Below are 15,820 nucleotides of genomic sequence, written 5' to 3'. Positions count from 1 at the left end.
GACCCGGCATGAGAGTTCTCCTCGTCCCCGGGGCCGGCGGGCAGGCCTGGGACTGGCACCGGGTCGTGCCGCTGCTCGGCGACGCGGTGGCCGTGCAGCTGCCCGCCGCGGACGACACGGCCGGGCTGTCGGCCTATGCCGACACCGTCGTCGCCGCGGCGGGCACGGACCCGGGACCGGTGACGGTCGTGGGTCACTCGATGGGCGGGCTGTCGGCGCCCCTGGTGTGCGACCGGCTCGACGTGCGCCGGCTCGTGCTGCTCAACGCGATGATCCCTGCGCCCGGGGAGAGCGGCGCCGAGTGGTGGTCGGGGTCCGGCCACTCGGACGTCGACATCGGGGAGCTCGACGAGGTGGAGCGCTTCTACCACGACCTGCCGGCGGACCTGCGGGCCGAGGCGCTGGCCCGGCCGGCCCCGGGTCAGAGCGAGACACCCTTCGCCGAGCCGTGGCCCCTGGACGACTGGCCGGACGTGCCGACCCAGGTGGTGGCCGGGGCGGAGGACCGGCTCTTCCCCCTGTCCGTCCAGCGCCGCCTCGCCCGTGAGCGCCTCGGGCTCGGCGTCACGGTCGTGCCGGGCGGGCACATGGCGGCGCTGAACCGCCCCGAGGAGCTGGCCACGGTGCTGCGCGGCTGAGCGAGCGTCTCAGGTATGCCGTGACCAGGCGTCGAGCGCGGCCTGCACCTCCTCGTCGCTCATGGCGACCGGTGTCCCCACGATCCACTGGTGGCCGAAGGGGTCCCGGAACCGTCCCTGGCGGGCACCGTAGGCCTGGTCCGCCACGGGGAAGACCTCGGACGCCCCGTGGTCCAGCGCCCGCTGCATGACGGCGTCCGGGTCGTCGGTGAGGATGTCGAGGACCACGCCACCGCCGCCCTCCGGTGGGGCCGGGTCGGTGTCGTCGGCCTCCTTGACCTGCAGCTGGGCACCGCGCGGCAGGTCGAGGGAGGCGAAGACGACGGCCCCGCCGGCGGCATACCTCGAGCGCGGTCGGGCGCCCAGCACGGCCTCGTAGAACGCGATGGCCTCGTCGGCACCCCGGACGACGAGCTTGGGCGAGATCTGCGGGCCGCTCATGCCCCCAGGCTGGCAGCGGCCGGCGCCGGTCGGCAACCCCCTCACCGGCATCCCCCGCGGGGTGCGGGTCCCCGCCCGACCGGCACCCGCGGGAACGGTGCGGTGTGTCGGCCGCCGGGTCTACGGTGCGGGTATGCCGCCGACGAGCAGCCCGCGCACCGACCGTCCGACCCTGCCGGAGGGCTACGGCCTGCCGACCGGCACCGAGGGGACGCTGGACTGGCCGACGGTCGAGGAGCGCCTCCGCGAGGCGGCGCACTACTGGCTGGCCAGCGTCCGCCCGGACGGTCGTCCGCACTCGGTGCCACGCTGGGGCGTGTGGCTGGACGGACGGTTCTGGTACGACGGGGCCCCGACCACACGGCATACCCGCAACGTCGAGGCCAACCCCGCCGTCACGCTGACGCTGGAGAGCGGCACCGAGGTGGTCATCGTCGAGGGAGACTCCCGCGCCACCTGCGCGGACGCCGACGGGCTGGGGCCGAGGCTGTCCGAGGCCTTCGGGAAGTACGCGGAAGCGGGCTACTCCCCGGGTCCGGACTCCTGGTCCGGCGAGGACGGCGGCGGGCTCCGGGTCATCGAGCCGCACCGGGTGCTGGCATGGTTCGACTTCCCGACCGACTGCACCCGGTTCACCTTCGGGGGCGGCTGAGCATGGCGGGGCGGCCGGGCGGCACACCGGAGCGACCGGCGGTGTTCTTCGACGGGCCGGAGGACTTCCGCGCCTGGCTCGAGGAGCACCACGAGAGCGCGGACGAGCTCTGGATGGGGCTGCACAAGAAGCACGTCGAGCCGCAGGGCCTGACCTGGGCGCAGGCGGTGCCGGAGGCCCTGTGCTTCGGGTGGATCGACTCGGTGAGCCAGCGGATCGACGCGGACAGCCGGCGCCAGCGGTGGACCCCGCGTCGGCGGGGCAGCATCTGGAGCGCGGTCAACGTGGCGCACGTCGAGCGGCTGCTGGCGCAGGGCCGGATGCGACCGGCCGGGATCGCAGCCTTCGAGGCACGGACCGCGGAACGCACGGCGGTCTACTCCTTCGAGAGCGCCCCCGCGCCGCTGGACGCCGCCCAGGAGGAGGCGCTGCGCTCGGACCCGGCGGCGTGGGCGTTCTGGGAGGCGGCCACCCCGAGCTACCGCAGGACCGTCACCGGCTGGGTGACCAGCGCCAAGCGCGAGAGCACCCGGGCGGCGCGGATGCGCCAGCTCGCGGAGGACTGCGCGGCCGGCCGCCTCGTGCCGCCGCAGCGCTACGGCGACCCGCCCGCGTGGCTGACGCGGGCGGCGCAGGCCGCGCGGGCTGCGGGTGGGCCGCCCGGGGAGCCGGGCCGATGAGGGCTGGCCCATGCGCGGCACGCTCTTCGTCGTGCCGGCGGAGGACCTCGGGTGGATGCTCGGCCTCACCGCGACCAAGGTCCTGCGCGGGACGACCCGCCGGCGCGAGGAGCTCGGTCTGGACGACGCCGCCCTGGACCGGGCCGAGGCCGTCGCCCGCACCGTGCTGACGGGCGGCGGGGCGACCCGCGACGCCCTGGTGGAGGCCTGGGTGCAGGCCGGGCACCCCACCGCCGCCGGCCGCGGCTACCACTCGCTCTTCCACCTCGCCGTCCGCGGGGTGATCTGCCTGGGGCCGACCGAGGCTCGTGCCCAGCGGTTCGTCCTCGCCGAGGAGTGGATCACCTCCTCGCGCGCTCTCGAGCCCGAGGCGGCCGTCCTCGAGTGGTTCGTCCGCTACGTCCGCAGCCACGGGCCGGTGCCGGCCGCCGACTTCCTCTGGTGGACCAAGCTGCTCAAGCGCGACCTCGCACCGGTCCTCGGTCCCGCCTGCGACGAGCTGGACGTCCTCGACGTCGACGGGGTCGAGCACTGGGTCGACCCCGCCGTCGTGGAGCGGTATGCCGGTGCCCGCCGGGCGACCGCCACCCCGCTGCTGCTGCCGGGCTTCGACGAGCTGGTGCTGGGCTACGGCGACCGCCGGGCGGTCGTCACCCGGGAGGAGGAGGCGGCGGTGGTGCCGGGAGGCAACGGGGTGTTCCGGCCCACGCTCGTGCAGGCGGGGCGGGCGCTCGGCACGTGGCGTCGGCCGGCGCGGGCCGGTGCCCCCGTCGCGGTGGAGCCTTTCGGGACCGCCCTGCCCGGGCCGGTGGACCGCGCGCTGCCCCGCCTCACCCGCGAGCTGCCCGCCTGAAGCCGTCGGCTCAGCCGGCGATGCGCCCGGCCACGGTCGGCACACCGGGGCCGCTGAGATCCTCCAGGAAGGCTGCTCGACCGGCCAGCACCATGGTGAGCGCGACGGTGGGACCGACGACCTCGAGGCCCGTCCCGACGTCCAGACCGCTGTCGTCCGCCCGGAGTCGCAGCCCTTCACCGGTGGTGCGGCTGGGCACGGTGAAGTCGCGGGACGCGAAGAAGCGCGCCACCGTCTCCGCCCGCCCGGGTGGCGTCGTGGCAGGAAGTCCGAGGGGACGGCGGATGTCCTGGCCGTGCACCACGACCTCGCCCAGCCACGCCGGGGTGTGGCCGGATGCCGCCGTGGTGCTGGTGACCACCCGCCGCAGACCGGCCAGGGTGTCCTGGGGGGACGCGCCGAGGTGCTCGACGAGGCGCCGCTGGTTGTGCAGGTCGACGTCGAAGCGGGCGCCCAGCACGCTGGTCAGCCACCGCACCCGCCCCACGCTGGCCGCGGCGGTCAGGTGGGCCACCACCTCCCGCACGCTCCAGCGGCCGCACAGGCTCGGCGCCGCCCACTGCTCGTCGTCGAGCGTGCTCAGCTGGTCGGCCAGCGCCGCACGCTCCGCGTGCACCGCCGCCCACAGGTCCCTCGTCGTCGTCCGGTCCGGCACAGGCATACCTCGTCGTGGTCGTGGTCAGGTCGGTGGTGGGACCGGGCGGACGCCCCGGACTCATCGGTGCGGGCCTACTACGCGTCCGGTACGCCGAGCTCTTCCCGCAGCACCAGGCGCAGCCGCTCCAGGTCGCGCCGCATGGCCCGCTTCATGCCGAGGGTCACCGCGCCGGAGGCGAGGGTGGTCATCGCCGAGGGACGGCCCGCGTTGCGCACGCTCATCCCGGTGCGCGGGCGACCCCCCTCCCCCGGCTCCTCATCCCACCAGCAGTAGGTCGTCTCCATCGGCAGGGGCCCGTCGTCGGTGCGCATGACCATCCGTTCCTGCGGCACCAGGTCGACGATCTCGTAGGTGTAGGCCAGGTGGCGCCCGAGGAAGCGGGCCACGAAGTCGACCCGGGCCCCCACCACCACCTCGGCCGGGCCCTGCCAGCGGACCGACCGGATGTTGGCGTACCACCGCAGCGCCTGGTCCGGGTCACCGGAGACCGCGGCGACCAGCGGTCGCGGCGCGTCGAAGGTGGTGCCCACGGTGACGTCCATGGGGGTCAGGGTAGCCCTCGCCGCTGCGGTCCCTCCGGCTCAGGAGCAGCCGGCCACGCCTCCCCTGGGGCGGGTCCCGCCACCAGGGGCGTCAGGCCTCGCCGCGCCCCAGCAGGTCGTGCCGCACGATGACCTCGTCCCGGCCGGGCCCGATGCCGATGACCGAGATCCGGGTGCCGATGAGCTCCTCGAGACGCTCCACGTAGCGCTGCGCGGCCTCGGGGAGGTCGTCGAACTCCCGGGCACCGGTGATGTCCTCGCTCCAGCCGGGGAGCTCCTCGTAGACCGGGCGCGCGTGGTGGACATCGGACTGGTTGACCGGCATCTCCTCCACGCGCTCCCCCTGCACGTCGTAGGCGACGCAGACGGGGATGGTGTCGAGACCGGTGAGGACGTCGAGCTTGGTCAGCACGATGTCGGTCAGCCCGTTGACCCGGCGCGCGTAGCGCCCGATGACGACGTCCGCCCAGCCGCACCGGCGCGGCCGGCCCGTGGTCGTGCCGAACTCCGCCCCCACCGTGCGCAGGTGCTCCCCGTGCTCGTCCTCGAGCTCGGTGGGGAACGGTCCCTCGCCCACCCGGGTGGTGTAGGCCTTGAACACCCCGACCACCCGGTCGATCCGGGTGGGGGGCACGCCCGACCCCGTGCAGGCACCACCGGCGGTGGCGTTGGACGACGTGACGAAGGGGTAGGTGCCGTGGTCCACGTCGAGCAGGGTGGCCTGCCCCGCCTCGAAGAGGACGGTACGGCCCTCGTCCAGCGCCTGCCCGAGCTCCAGGACGGTGTCGGTCACCATGGGGCGGATGCGCTCGGCGTGCCGCAGCAGCTCGTCCAGGACCTCGTCGACCTCGACGGCGCGCCGGTTGTAGATCTTGAGCAGCATCTGGTTCTTGACCTCGAGGGCCGCCTCCACCTTCTGCCGCAGGATGGACTCGTCGTAGAGGTCCTGCACGCGGATGCCGACCCGGCTCATCTTGTCGGCGTAGGTGGGGCCGATGCCGCGACCGGTGGTGCCGATGCGCCGCTTGCCCAGGAAACGCTCGGTCACCTTGTCCAGCACCCGGTTGTAGGGCGGTATGACGTGCGCGCTCGCGCTGATGCGCAGCAGCGAGGTGTCGATCCCCCGCACCTCCAGCGCGTCCAGCTCCTCGATGAGCACGCCCAGGTCCACGACGACGCCGTTGCCGATGACCGGCGTGCAGTTCGGGGACAGGATCCCGCTCGGCAGCAGGTGCAGGGCGTACTTCTGGTCCCCGATGACCACCGTGTGGCCGGCGTTGTTGCCCCCGTTGAACTTCACGACGTAGTCGATGTCGGAGCCCAGCAGGTCGGTCGCCTTGCCCTTTCCCTCGTCACCCCACTGGGTGCCGACCAGGACGATCGCTGGCATGGCTGAATGCCTTCCTCTCGGGGCTGCTGACGCCTCACTCTATCGACGTCCCTGCCCTGCCCCGACCACGACTCAGTCGACGAGCCCGCGTCGGCTGACCGCCAGCCCCAGCTGGAAGCGGGTGTCCGATCCGTGCTCCTCCATGAGGGCGGCGATCCGGCGCCGCACGGTGCGCAGGCCCAGGCCCATCTGCCGCGCGATCGCCTCGTCCTTGAAGCCGAGGGAGAGCAGCTCCAGGAGCTTGACGTCCTGGGCCGAGGCGTCCCGGGCCAGCAGCGGCTCCGCCCGCCGCCAGAGCTCGTCGAAGAGGGTGCTGAAGGCGTCGATGATGGCCGGTGGGCGCAGGAGCAGGTGGTCGGCGTCCTCCCCCGCCTCCTTGAGCATCACCCCGGAGCGGCCGAAGATGCCGAACTCCACCCCGATCGCGTCGTCGGCGAGATAGCGCTGCTGCTCCCCCGCCCGGGCCCGCTGCTGGGCGAAGGAGTGCCACTGCGGGTCGGTCAGCACCGACAGCGGGAAGATCGCGCGCAGCTCGCGTCCGCTGCCGGCCGCCTCCTCCCACCGACGCCGGACCCCCTCGTCGTGAGCCGGTCCGGTGGTGACCTGGAGGATGGATCCGCGCGAGGTCCGGGACAGGTGCTCGACCACCGACGCCGCCTCGGACGGCGCCACCTGCTCCCAGGGGGGCACCCGCGGGCCGGAGAGCTGCAGGCCGCGGCGGTAGTCGGACTCGAAGCTCTCCAGGGACTCCCGGAGGCTGAGCAGCTGCCGTCGCCGCTCGTCGAGGTCCGCCTCCTCGGTGTCCAGCAGCCGACCGACGCCGGCCCGGGGGTCGTCCACCTTCACCAGGTCGTCGGGGACCCGCCGCGCGAGACGCAGGCGTTCCAGGTCCCCCATGACGCGCTCCGCGTGGCGCAGCTGCCACCCCAGCGCCTCGGCGTGCTGCGGCAGGGTGGCGGGGGCCGAGCGCAGGACGTGGCGGTAGAGCTGCTCGGCCTCCGCGGACAGCCCGACCGTCTGTGGTTGAGCATTCATCTATGGCAGCATAGAGCCACTGGCAGCCATGGGACAGCCCCGCGCGCGCCAGCGTGCTTGGATGTCCTGGTCGGACCGCACGTCAGGGGACGCGATCGATCCGACTCATGGGGAGCGGGCGGCACCCGGGGCGGTCACGGACCCGGGCGCCGCCCGCAACCCCCCGTCGGCTCAGCAGCCGAGCTCGCGCGCCGCCGTCGCCGAGGACGCCCGGAGGAACTCCGTGCACCGGTGCTGCTCCTCGGTCTCGCCGATGCGACCCGCCGCCGCGGCCAGGGACGCCAGGGCCCGCAGGAAGCCCCGGTTGGGCTCGTGCTCCCAGGGCACCGGCCCCTGCCCGCGCCACCCGGCCCGGCGCAGCTGGTCCAGGCCCCGGTGGTAGCCGGTCCGCGCGAAGGCGTAGGCGGACACGTCGTCCCCCTCGTGCAGGGCGTCCTCGGCCAGCATGGCCCAGGCCAGGCACGATCCGGGGTATGCCGCGGCGACCGCCCGCGGGTCGCCCTCGGCCAGCACCCGGGCCGCGGGGTCCTCGGGCAGCTCGGTCGGCGGGATGCCGAGCAGGTCGGTCGACCCGATGCCGCCGGTCACCGGTGGGTCCCGGCGGAGCGCAGGTTCTCGCAGGCCTCGACGACGCGCGCCGACATCGCGTTCTCGGCGACCTTGCCCCAGGCCCGCGGGTCGTACTGCTTCTTGTTGCCGACCTCGCCGTCCACCTTGAGCACGCCCTCGTAGTTGCTGAGCATGAAGCCGGCGACGGGGCGGGTGAAGGCGTACTGCGTGTCCGTGTCGATGTTCATCTTGACCACGCCGTAGTCGACCGCGTCGGAGATCTCCTGGGCGCTGGAGCCGGAGCCGCCGTGGAAGACCAGGTCGAAGGGGCGGCTCTCGGCGTCGCGGCCGAGCGCCTTGGCGGCCGCCTCCTGGGCGGTCTGGAGCACCTCCGGACGCAGCTTGACGTTGCCCGGCTTGTAGACGCCGTGCACGTTGCCGAAGGTCAGGGCCGCGAGGTAGCGGCCCTGGTCGCCCGTGCCGAGCGCCTCGATCGTGGCGACCGCATCCTCGGGGGTGGTGTAGAGCTGGTCGTTGATCTCGTTGGCGACGCCGTCCTCCTCGCCCCCGACCACGCCGATCTCGACCTCGAGGATGATCTTGGCCTGGCGGCACTGCTCCAGCAGCTCCTCGGCGATCTGCAGGTTCTCGTCCAGCGGCGTCGCGGAGCCGTCCCACATGTGGGACTGGAAGTAGGGCAGCCCGCCCTCCTTGACCCGCTCGACCGACGCGGCGAGCAGCGGCCGGACGAAGCCGTCGAGCTTGTCCTTGGGGCAGTGGTCGGTGTGCAGGGCGATGTTGACGTCGTACTTCTTGGCGACCTCGTGGGCGAAGGCACTGAAGGCCATGGCCCCGGTCACCATCTCCTTGACCCCCTGGCCGGACCAGTACTCCGCTCCTCCGGTCGAGACCTGGATGATCCCGTCCGAGCCGGCCTCGGCGAACCCCTGGATGGCGGCGTTGAAGGTCTGGCTGCTGCTGACGTTGATGGCCGGGTAGGCGAAGCTGCCGGCCTTCGCCCGGTCGATCATGTCGGCGTAGACCTCGGGGGTGGCGATGGGCATGGTGGTCCTCCTCGGGACGCGGTGACGTCAGGTCGCCACCCATGCTTCCACAGCGAGCGGGTGGTCTCCTCTAGGGTTGCGGTATGACTGGCGCGTTCACCGACTACCCGACCACGCCGTCCATCTATGACGAGACGGTCACCACGGACGGAGGCGTCAGGCCCGGCTACGAGCAGATCTCGACGCAGTTCGACACCTTCGGCCTCGAGGACGTCCGCAACCGCGGCGAGTACGTCAGCAAGAGCTACCACGACCAGGGCGTCACCTTCGACTTCGAGGGCGAGGAACGGCCCTTCCCGCTGGACATCGTCCCCCGGGTCATCGAGGCGGACACCTGGTCGCACGTGGAGGCGGGGGTGGCCCAGCGGGTGAAGGCCCTGGAGGCCTTCCTGGCCGACATCTACGGCCCGATGCAGATCATCACGGACAAGGTGATCCCCCGGCACATCGTCACCAGCAGCAACCACTACCACCGGGTGGCCTTCGACATCCAGCCCGGCAACGGGGTGCGGGTGCACGTCTCGGGCATCGACCTCATCCGGGACGGCGAGGGCGCCTTCCGGGTGCTCGAGGACAACGTGCGCATCCCCAGCGGGGTGTCCTACGTCCTCACCAACCGCCGGGCCATGACCTCGACCCTGCCCGAGGTCGTCGGGACGCACCGCATCCGGCCGGTGGCGGCATACCCCAGCCGCCTGCTCCGCGCCCTGCGGGCGGCGGCCCCCTCCGGCATCACCGACCCCGAGGTCGTCGTGCTCACCCCCGGCCCCTACAACTCGGCCTACTTCGAGCACTCGCTCCTGGCCCGTCTCATGGGCTGCCGGCTCGTCGAGGGCCGCGACCTGGTGACCCAGGGCGGTCGCGTCATGATGCGCACCACCCACGGGCTGCAGCCGGTGCACGTCATCTACCGCCGGGTCGACGACGACTTCCTCGACCCGGTCGCCTTCCGCAACGACTCGGTGCTCGGGTGCCCGGGGGTGCTCAACGCGGCCCGCGCGGGCAACGTCACCATCGCCAACGCGGTCGGCAACGGCGTCGCGGACGACAAGCTCATGTACTCCTACGTCCCGGAGATCATCCGCTACTACCTGGGCGAGGAGCCGATCCTGCCCAACGTCGACACCTGGCGGCTGGAGGACCCCACCCACCGCGAGGAGGTGATGGACCGGCTCGACGAGCTCGTGCTCAAGCCGGTGGACGGGTCCGGGGGCAAGGGCATCGTCATCGGGCCCCAGGCGAGCAAGGCCGAGCTGGACCAGCTGCGCACGACGGTCAGCGCCTCGCCCCGCGGCTGGATCGCCCAGCCGGTCGTGCAGCTGTCCACCGTGCCGACCATGGTCGAGGACGGGCTGCGCCCGCGGCACGTCGACCTGCGCCCGTTCGCGATCAACGACGGGGAGAAGGTCTGGGTCCTGCCCGGCGGCCTCACCCGGGTCGCGCTCGGCGAGGGCGAGCTCATCGTCAACTCCAGCCGCGGCGGCGGCTCCAAGGACACCTGGGTGCTCTCGGGCGACGGCCGGCGCACCCGGGTCGAGCCCCGGGCCCAGCGTCAGGTGCAGGTCGGCACCGCCCCGCAGGTGGCGCTCAAGCGCTCGGAGGCCGAGCCCGCCGAGCAGGAGCAGCAGCAACAACAACAGCAGCAGCAGCAGCGAGAACAGCACCAGCTCGCGGACGAGGAGGTGGCGACGTGCTGAGCCGCATCGCCGAGTCGCTCTTCTGGATCGGCCGCTACCTCGAGCGCGCCGAGGACACCTCGCGCCTGCTCGAGGTGCACCTCACCCTCCTGCTCGAGGACCCGGTCGTCGACGAGGAGGCCACCAGCGAGGTCCTGCTGCGGGTCATGGGCATCGACGGCGCAGCCAGCCCCGACCACCAGACGGTGCTGCAGCTGCTGGGCTGGGACGAGACATCCCTCACCTCCATGGTGGCCGCGTTCTACGGCGCCCGTGAGAGCGCCCGCCGGTCCCGGGAGACGGTGTCCCTGGAGATGTGGGAGGCGGTCAACACGACGTGGAACATGATGCGCGGCAACCGGCTCCAGCACGTGCCCGCGCACCGCGCCTGCCAGCTGGTCCGGGAACGCTGCGCGGTCGTCGGCGGCATCGCGGACACGACGATGACCCACGACGAGGGCTGGCAGTACATGATGCTCGGTCGCCAGCTGGAGCGGGTCGACATGACCTCGCGCATCATCGAGTCGGCGGCCTACAACGCCGACAGCCCCTACGCCTGGACGCAGACGCTGCGCGCCTGCGGGGCGCACCACGCGTTCATCCGCACCTACCGGGGCGCGGCGACCGATGCACAGGCGGCGGAGTTCCTCCTGCTGGACCGGATGTTCCCCCGGTCGGTGCTGGTGTCCCTGCAGGCCGCGGAGGACGCGCTGGCCTCGCTCGAGGCCACCACCGGCGGCCGTCGGGTCGGGCTGACCGGTGAGGCGCTGCGCGCCCTCGGTCGGGCCCGTGCAGAGCTGGAGTTCGGATCCTTGGAGGAGACCATGGCCCACCTGCCCGAGCGGATGAGCCGGCTGCAGCGCACCTGCAGCGCGGTCAACGACGCGGTGTCCGACCACTACTTCGACGGCGCCGGCGCGTCCGTCTGGCGGGCGGGGGTGCGCTGATGCTGCTCCGTATCGTGCACCGCACCGGCTACGAGTACGCCGGCATGGCCTCGCACTCCTTCAACGAGGCCCGGATGTCGCCGCGGTCGACGCTGCACCAGGCGGTGCTGCATACCAAGGTCGACATCTCGCCCACGGCGTGGACCAACACCTACACCGACTACTGGGGCACCACGGTGACCCAGTTCGAGGTGCACGAGCCGCACCCGCGGATGGCGGTCACGGCCTCGGCCACCGTCGACGTGCAGCGCCCCGAGGTCACCGGGCACGGGCTGAGCTGGGAGGAGGTGCGCGACCCGGAGGTCTTCGACGACCTCAGCGAGTACCTCCTCACCTCCCCCATGGTCGAGCCGCCCGCCGAGCTCAAGGCCCGGGTGGAGGAGATCGCCGGCCGCAGCAGGACCCCCGGGGACTGCGCCCACGAGGTGGTGGAGCTCATCCACGACGAGATGGAGTACGTCTCCGGCTCGACCGGGGTGCACACCCGCGCGTCCGAGGCGTGGGCCAACCGCTCCGGCGTGTGCCAGGACATGTCCAACCTCACCATCGGCTGCCTCCGCGCCGTCGGCATCCCCGCCTGCTACGTCAGCGGCTACCTGCTGCCAGCCCGGGAGCCCGAGATCGGCACCCCCTACACCGGGGAGTCGCACGCGTGGGTCCGCTGGTGGGACGGGGAGTGGGTCGGCATGGACCCGACCAACGCCATCCAGCCCGGAGGGCGCCACGTGGAGGTGGCCCGCGGCCGCGAGTACGGCGACGTGCCGCCGCTGCGGGGCATCTACACCGGCACCAAGAGCAGCTCGATGTTCGTCGAGGTGGAGCTGACCGCCCTGCGGTCCTGACCCGGGCGGTCAGCCGATCGTCACGGTGCCCAGGTGGTCGTCGGCGGGGAGGTCCCCGTCGGCGACCGCGCTGACCTGCAGGCTGTTGAAGGTCAGGCCGCCGGAGTGCACCGTGAGGAAGGACGTCTCGCTGGCGTCCGCGCCCCCGCCGATCCGCACGAGGGAGGGTCGCGGGGCCAGGCGGGTGGGGTCGACCACGACCCACCGGTCCTCCACCGCGGCCTCGACGACGGCGTGGAAGTCCATCGGCGAGAGACCGGGGGCGTAGCAGGCGACCAGCCGTGCCGGTATGCCGCGCGCCCGCAGCAGCGCGAGCGTCAGGTGGGCGAAGTCGCGGCAGACGCCCCGGCGGGCGAGGTAGGTGTCGCTGGCGCCGTCGGTGACCGTCGAGGACCCGACGACGTAGCGGACGTGGTCGTGCACCCAGCCGGCTACGTCCAGGACCCCCTGCTCACCGGTCACGTCGCCGACCTCGGCCCTGGCCACCGCCTCCAGGCGGTCCAGGTCGACGTAGCGGCTCGGGCGCACGTAGCGGATGCGCTCCAGCGGGCTCACCCCGGCGACCGCACCGCCGTCGGTCGCCGTCGTGGTGTAGCTGATGCTCAGCTCACCCGCCGGCACGTCCCGCAGGAGGTGCCAGCGCGTGCCGGAGACCTCGTCGAGGACGTCGTGGACCTCGACGTCCTGGCCGTCCAGGGTCACGGACAAGGACTCGTCGTGGCGCGTCACCTGCTCGGCGACGGTCACCCCGAGGGTGGCCTCGACCGGGGACGTCACGGTGGCGGTCAGGTCGGCGGAGAGGTGTCGGTGCATCCGCTCATGGTGTCAGGTCGCCGGCGTGCTGCAGCGCCCAGTGGTACATGACGATCGCGGCGGCCGCCCCGGCGTTGAGGGAGCGGGTGGACCCGTGCTGGGTGATGGACACCACGTCCACGCATCCGGCGACCGCCTCCGCGCTCAGCCCGGGACCCTCCTGCCCGAGCAGGAGCACGCAGTCCCGGGGCAGGGCATACCCCTCCAGCGGCACCGACCCCGGCACGTTGTCGACACCCACCACGGGCAGGTGCCGGTCCCTCGCCCAGCGCAGGAGCGCGGCGACGTCGGCGTGGTGGTGCTCGTGCAGGTAGCGGTCGGTCACCATGGCACCGCGCCGGTTCCAGCGGCGCCGGCCCACGATGTGGACCGCCGCCGCGTTGAACGCGTTGGCGGTGCGCACGACCGACCCGATGTTGAAGTCGTGACCCCAGTTCTCGATCCCCACGTGGAACCCGTGGCGCCGGGTGTCCAGGTCGGCGACCACCGCCTCCAGCCGCCAGTAGCGGTAGCGGTCCAGCACGTTGCGGCGGTCACCGGCCTCGAGCAGGTGGGGGTCGAGGTGGGCCGGCAGGTCGCCCGACTCCTGGGTCGGCCACGGCCCCTCCCACGGACCGACGCCCACCGGGGGATCCGTCGACTCGCTCACGCGCAGCATTGTGGCACCGCGGCGGCGCTCTGCCATGGCCGACCTGCGTGTTTCGCACTACGGTGGGGTCGGTCGCGGGCACCAGCCCGCCACCGACCGACATGCGGCCGCACCGGGCCGCCGAACGGAGGCACCACCATGGACTCCACCACCTGGATCCTGTTGATCCTGCTGCTGGTGCTCGTCGGCATCGTCGTCTTCTGGCTGCTGCGCCGCCCCGGCGACGACGGCGACGGCGCGGGGGCGCTGGACGCGCGTGACCACGACGAGCTGGCCGGCGGCGAGGACCACGGCGAGACCGGACCGGCACCCCTGGCCGAGCCGGTGGGAGGGACCGAGGTCCACCAGCAGCCCGCCGGGACCGAGGACGTGCGGGCCGGCGCCGAGGACGGGCAGGTGGCGCCGACCGAGTCCCGTTACGACGCGCAGCCGGTGGAGCCGGTGGTCGAGGACACCTCCGCCCCCGTCCTCGACGAGCAGGACAGCTCCCACGGGCAGCCTCAGGCTCCCGTGGTGGACGAGCAGGACGGCTCCCTCGAGGAGGCCTACCAGCCGGTGGACGACCAGGACGTCGCCGACGAGCACGAGGAGGCCTACCAGCCGGTCGACGAGGAGGACATCGCCGACGAGCCCGCCGTCGTCGAGGAGGGTGGGGCACCGCGCGAGGCCGAGGCGCCCGAGTTCACCGACCCGGCCGCGGCGCAGGAGCCCTCGACCGAGCCGCTCACCGCCGACGAGGTCCTCGCCTCGCAGGACACCCCCGGGGCCGAGGAGTACCCGGTCGGCGACGACGCCACCACCTACCGCGCAGAGGAGGGGCAGGCCGTCGTCCTGGACGACGACGGCTCGGTGCGCGAGGACCGCGGCTCGGCCACCGACGTCTACCCCGGCGGTGACGGGTCGGTGTCCCCCCTCACCGACGAGCCGCCCGTCGAGGACGAGCCGTCGGCCCAGGACGACGCGTGGGACGGCACGGACACGGCGCGCGCCGCGGGCACGGCCGGTGCTGCCGGCGCGGCGAGCCCGGGTGAGGACCAGCACCGGGAGGACCTCTGGGAGTCCCCCGACACCGCCCCCGCCGACGCCCCCGTCGCCGACGACACCTGGTCGGCCCCGGAGGCCTCCACGACCGAGACCACCGTCGCCGACGAGCGTCACGACGACACGTGGGTCACTCCGGACAGCGCACCCACCGAGGCCGTGGGCACCGACCAGCGCCAGGACGAGACCTGGGGCACCCCGGACACCGCCCCCACCGACGTCCCGCCGACCGAGCCCACGGGCGAGGCACCTGTCGTCGAGGAGCCTGTCGTCCAGGAGCCCGTCGTCGAGGAGCCCGTCGCCCAGGAGCCCGTGGTCCAGGAGCCCGTCGTCGAGGCACCTGTTGTCGAGGAGCCCGTCGCCGAGGAGCCTGTCGCCGAGGAGCACCCCACCGAGGCCCCCCTGGCCGACGAGCCGCCGTCGGAGGCCGAGGTCGGCGCTGCGGTCTTCGCCGAGTCCATCTACGGGTCCGGGTCCGCGGAGCCGCTCGAGGACGGCACCGGTCCGGCCGGCTGGTCGGTCAAGGGCAACACCGGCTCGATGCTCTTCCACACCCCTGACTCGCCCAGCTACGAGGGTGTGCGGGCGGAGGTGTGGTTCGAGAGCGAGGACGCGGCGCGCGCCGCCGGCTTCGCACACTGGGACCGCCGCCGGCGCTGAGGGCCGCGGCGGCCACCAGCACCGCAGCTGGGGCTGAGGGCCGCGGCGGCACCAGCACCGCCGCCGGGGCGCTCAGCCCGTCAGGATCAGTCCGCCAGGCCGAGGTCTGCCAGGGAGTAGGCGGCGCGGTACTCGACGCCCTGCTCCTCGATGCGTTCCCGCGCACCGCTGTCCCGGTCGACGATGACCGCGACGGCGAGCACCTCGCCGCCTGCCTCACGGACCGCCTCGACGGCCGTCAGCGGCGAGCTGCCCGTGGTGGACGTGTCCTCGACGACGACGACCCGTCGGCCCGCGAGCGCTGGGCCCTCGATCCGCTGCTGCAGACCGTGGGCCTTCTCGCTCTTGCGGACGACGAAGGCGTCCAGAGCGGGCCCCTCCCGCTGCGCGGCGGCGTGAAGCATGGCCACGGCCACCGGGTCCGCGCCCATCGTCAGCCCCCCGACGGCGTCGACCGCGAGGTCGTCGACGAGGTCGAGCATGACCTCGCCCACCAGCGGGGCGGCCTCGCCGTGCAGGGTGACCCGGCGCAGGTCGACGTAGTAGTCGGCCTCCGCTCCGGAGGAGAGCGTCACCCGGCCGTGCACCACGGCCAGGTCGGTGATGTGGCGGAGCAGCCGGTCGCGTGAGGTCATGACGCCCAGCCTAGCCAGCGTCCCGACCGGTCCCCGTGGGCGACCGGGCCGCCCG

At 73.3% G+C, this 15,820-nt stretch carries 18 protein-coding genes; 8 read left to right on the top strand and 10 right to left on the bottom strand.

Going from position 1 to position 15,820, the window contains the following annotated elements; genetic code table 11:
• The first annotated feature begins 8 nt into the window (after nucleotides 1-8).
• Nucleotides 9-638 carry an alpha/beta fold hydrolase gene (locus Q0967_RS06845; protein ID WP_298748310.1) on the top strand — a complete coding sequence of 210 codons (630 nt, stop codon included), beginning with the start codon at nucleotides 9-11 and terminating at the stop codon, nucleotides 636-638.
• 9 nt (nucleotides 639-647) lie between these two features.
• Here the strand turns inward: Q0967_RS06845 and Q0967_RS06840 are convergent, their stop codons facing one another.
• On the bottom strand, nucleotides 648-1,079 hold the full coding sequence (locus Q0967_RS06840) for a glyoxalase/bleomycin resistance/extradiol dioxygenase family protein (protein ID WP_298748311.1): 432 nt from the start codon (nucleotides 1,077-1,079) through the stop codon (nucleotides 648-650).
• 133 nt (nucleotides 1,080-1,212) lie between these two features.
• Here Q0967_RS06840 and Q0967_RS06835 point away from each other — a divergent pair, with 133 nt between their 5' ends.
• Genes Q0967_RS06835 through Q0967_RS06825 form a run of 3 tightly spaced genes read left to right on the top strand, consistent with a single transcriptional unit; the run spans nucleotide 1,213 to nucleotide 3,264 of the window.
• Nucleotides 1,213-1,731, top strand: coding sequence for a pyridoxamine 5'-phosphate oxidase family protein (locus tag Q0967_RS06835; protein ID WP_298748313.1), 519 nt, complete (start codon nucleotides 1,213-1,215; stop codon nucleotides 1,729-1,731).
• A gap of 2 nt (nucleotides 1,732-1,733) precedes the next feature.
• Complete coding sequence (locus Q0967_RS06830) at nucleotides 1,734-2,411, top strand: YdeI family protein (protein ID WP_298748315.1); 678 nt, start codon at nucleotides 1,734-1,736, stop codon at nucleotides 2,409-2,411.
• Between the two features lie 10 nt (nucleotides 2,412-2,421).
• Nucleotides 2,422-3,264 carry a DNA glycosylase AlkZ-like family protein gene (locus Q0967_RS06825; RefSeq protein WP_298748317.1) on the top strand — a complete coding sequence of 281 codons (843 nt, stop codon included), beginning with the start codon at nucleotides 2,422-2,424 and terminating at the stop codon, nucleotides 3,262-3,264.
• Between the two features lie 10 nt (nucleotides 3,265-3,274).
• Here the strand turns inward: Q0967_RS06825 and Q0967_RS06820 are convergent, their stop codons facing one another.
• The 6 genes from Q0967_RS06820 to fbaA all read right to left on the bottom strand — a co-directional run bounded on the left by Q0967_RS06820 (nucleotide 3,275) and on the right by fbaA (nucleotide 8,502).
• Nucleotides 3,275-3,925 (bottom strand): maleylpyruvate isomerase family mycothiol-dependent enzyme, encoded by a 651-nt coding sequence (locus Q0967_RS06820; protein ID WP_298748319.1) that lies wholly within the window; start codon nucleotides 3,923-3,925, stop codon nucleotides 3,275-3,277.
• 71 nt (nucleotides 3,926-3,996) lie between these two features.
• Nucleotides 3,997-4,464: an SRPBCC family protein gene (locus Q0967_RS06815; RefSeq protein WP_298748321.1), complete on the bottom strand. Its 468-nt coding sequence runs from the start codon at nucleotides 4,462-4,464 to the stop codon at nucleotides 3,997-3,999.
• A 91-nt stretch (nucleotides 4,465-4,555) separates the two neighbouring features.
• Nucleotides 4,556-5,854, bottom strand: a complete 1,299-nt coding sequence (locus tag Q0967_RS06810; RefSeq protein WP_298748323.1) for an adenylosuccinate synthase — start codon at nucleotides 5,852-5,854, stop codon at nucleotides 4,556-4,558.
• 72 nt (nucleotides 5,855-5,926) lie between these two features.
• Complete coding sequence (locus Q0967_RS06805; protein ID WP_298748325.1) at nucleotides 5,927-6,889, bottom strand: hypothetical protein; 963 nt, start codon at nucleotides 6,887-6,889, stop codon at nucleotides 5,927-5,929.
• 171 nt (nucleotides 6,890-7,060) lie between these two features.
• The gene (locus Q0967_RS06800) at nucleotides 7,061-7,477 is read right to left on the bottom strand and encodes a DUF3151 domain-containing protein (protein WP_298748327.1); all 417 of its coding nucleotides are present in this window, start codon (nucleotides 7,475-7,477) and stop codon (nucleotides 7,061-7,063) included.
• The gene (gene fbaA / locus Q0967_RS06795; protein WP_298748329.1) at nucleotides 7,474-8,502 is read right to left on the bottom strand and encodes a class II fructose-bisphosphate aldolase; all 1,029 of its coding nucleotides are present in this window, start codon (nucleotides 8,500-8,502) and stop codon (nucleotides 7,474-7,476) included. Before fbaA ends, Q0967_RS06800 begins: the two co-directional genes overlap by 4 nt.
• A gap of 83 nt (nucleotides 8,503-8,585) precedes the next feature.
• On the opposite strand from fbaA, the gene Q0967_RS06790 reads away from it, so the two are divergent.
• The 3 genes from Q0967_RS06790 to Q0967_RS06780 are packed head-to-tail and all read left to right on the top strand — an operon-like array spanning nucleotide 8,586 to nucleotide 11,967.
• The gene (locus Q0967_RS06790; protein ID WP_298748331.1) at nucleotides 8,586-10,199 is read left to right on the top strand and encodes a circularly permuted type 2 ATP-grasp protein; all 1,614 of its coding nucleotides are present in this window, start codon (nucleotides 8,586-8,588) and stop codon (nucleotides 10,197-10,199) included.
• Entirely contained in the window at nucleotides 10,193-11,125 is a 933-nt protein-coding gene (locus Q0967_RS06785) for an alpha-E domain-containing protein (RefSeq protein WP_298748333.1), read from the top strand. Before Q0967_RS06790 ends, Q0967_RS06785 begins: the two co-directional genes overlap by 7 nt.
• Nucleotides 11,125-11,967, top strand: a complete 843-nt coding sequence (locus tag Q0967_RS06780; protein WP_298748335.1) for a transglutaminase family protein — start codon at nucleotides 11,125-11,127, stop codon at nucleotides 11,965-11,967. The genes Q0967_RS06785 and Q0967_RS06780 overlap by 1 nt, the downstream gene beginning before the upstream one ends.
• Before the next feature lie 9 nt (nucleotides 11,968-11,976).
• On the opposite strand, the gene Q0967_RS06775 is transcribed toward Q0967_RS06780, so the two are convergent.
• Together Q0967_RS06775 and Q0967_RS06770 are read right to left on the bottom strand one after the other, a co-directional pair.
• Nucleotides 11,977-12,780 carry a transglutaminase family protein gene (locus Q0967_RS06775; protein ID WP_298748337.1) on the bottom strand — a complete coding sequence of 268 codons (804 nt, stop codon included), beginning with the start codon at nucleotides 12,778-12,780 and terminating at the stop codon, nucleotides 11,977-11,979.
• A gap of 4 nt (nucleotides 12,781-12,784) precedes the next feature.
• A complete protein-coding gene (locus tag Q0967_RS06770; protein ID WP_299449529.1) occupies nucleotides 12,785-13,438 on the bottom strand; it encodes an RNA methyltransferase in 654 nt (217 codons plus the stop codon).
• Between the two features lie 129 nt (nucleotides 13,439-13,567).
• On the opposite strand from Q0967_RS06770, the gene Q0967_RS06765 reads away from it, so the two are divergent.
• Complete coding sequence (locus Q0967_RS06765; RefSeq protein ID WP_298748341.1) at nucleotides 13,568-15,130, top strand: hypothetical protein; 1,563 nt, start codon at nucleotides 13,568-13,570, stop codon at nucleotides 15,128-15,130.
• Nucleotides 15,131-15,216: 86 nt separating this feature from the next.
• On the opposite strand, the gene pyrE is transcribed toward Q0967_RS06765, so the two are convergent.
• Complete coding sequence (gene pyrE, locus Q0967_RS06760) at nucleotides 15,217-15,765, bottom strand: orotate phosphoribosyltransferase (RefSeq protein WP_298748343.1); 549 nt, start codon at nucleotides 15,763-15,765, stop codon at nucleotides 15,217-15,219.
• Nucleotides 15,766-15,820 lie beyond the last annotated feature (55 nt).

Origin of the sequence: uncultured Serinicoccus sp., from assembly GCF_947500995.1 — a bacterium.
In the GTDB taxonomy this organism is placed as follows: domain Bacteria; phylum Actinomycetota; class Actinomycetes; order Actinomycetales; family Dermatophilaceae; genus Ornithinicoccus.
This window is presented reverse-complemented; position numbering and strand designations above follow the sequence as displayed.

What these genes read in the sequence shown, in the direction of transcription:
- Q0967_RS06845 (WP_298748310.1), top strand. Translation starts at nt 9, where the DNA reads ATGAGAGTTCTCCTCGTCCCCGGGGCCGGCGGGCAGGCCTGGGACTGG.
- Q0967_RS06840 (WP_298748311.1), bottom strand. Translation starts at nt 1,079, where the DNA reads ATGAGCGGCCCGCAGATCTCGCCCAAGCTCGTCGTCCGGGGTGCCGAC.
- Q0967_RS06835 (WP_298748313.1), top strand. Translation starts at nt 1,213, where the DNA reads ATGCCGCCGACGAGCAGCCCGCGCACCGACCGTCCGACCCTGCCGGAG.
- Q0967_RS06830 (WP_298748315.1), top strand. Translation starts at nt 1,734, where the DNA reads ATGGCGGGGCGGCCGGGCGGCACACCGGAGCGACCGGCGGTGTTCTTC.
- Q0967_RS06825 (WP_298748317.1), top strand. Translation starts at nt 2,422, where the DNA reads ATGCGCGGCACGCTCTTCGTCGTGCCGGCGGAGGACCTCGGGTGGATG.
- Q0967_RS06820 (WP_298748319.1), bottom strand. Translation starts at nt 3,925, where the DNA reads ATGCCTGTGCCGGACCGGACGACGACGAGGGACCTGTGGGCGGCGGTG.
- Q0967_RS06815 (WP_298748321.1), bottom strand. Translation starts at nt 4,464, where the DNA reads ATGGACGTCACCGTGGGCACCACCTTCGACGCGCCGCGACCGCTGGTC.
- Q0967_RS06810 (WP_298748323.1), bottom strand. Translation starts at nt 5,854, where the DNA reads ATGCCAGCGATCGTCCTGGTCGGCACCCAGTGGGGTGACGAGGGAAAG.
- Q0967_RS06805 (WP_298748325.1), bottom strand. Translation starts at nt 6,889, where the DNA reads ATGAATGCTCAACCACAGACGGTCGGGCTGTCCGCGGAGGCCGAGCAG.
- fbaA (WP_298748329.1), bottom strand. Translation starts at nt 8,502, where the DNA reads ATGCCCATCGCCACCCCCGAGGTCTACGCCGACATGATCGACCGGGCG.
- Q0967_RS06790 (WP_298748331.1), top strand. Translation starts at nt 8,586, where the DNA reads ATGACTGGCGCGTTCACCGACTACCCGACCACGCCGTCCATCTATGAC.
- Q0967_RS06780 (WP_298748335.1), top strand. Translation starts at nt 11,125, where the DNA reads ATGCTGCTCCGTATCGTGCACCGCACCGGCTACGAGTACGCCGGCATG.
- Q0967_RS06775 (WP_298748337.1), bottom strand. Translation starts at nt 12,780, where the DNA reads ATGCACCGACACCTCTCCGCCGACCTGACCGCCACCGTGACGTCCCCG.
- Q0967_RS06770 (WP_299449529.1), bottom strand. Translation starts at nt 13,438, where the DNA reads ATGCTGCGCGTGAGCGAGTCGACGGATCCCCCGGTGGGCGTCGGTCCG.
- Q0967_RS06765 (WP_298748341.1), top strand. Translation starts at nt 13,568, where the DNA reads ATGGACTCCACCACCTGGATCCTGTTGATCCTGCTGCTGGTGCTCGTC.
- pyrE (WP_298748343.1), bottom strand. Translation starts at nt 15,765, where the DNA reads ATGACCTCACGCGACCGGCTGCTCCGCCACATCACCGACCTGGCCGTG.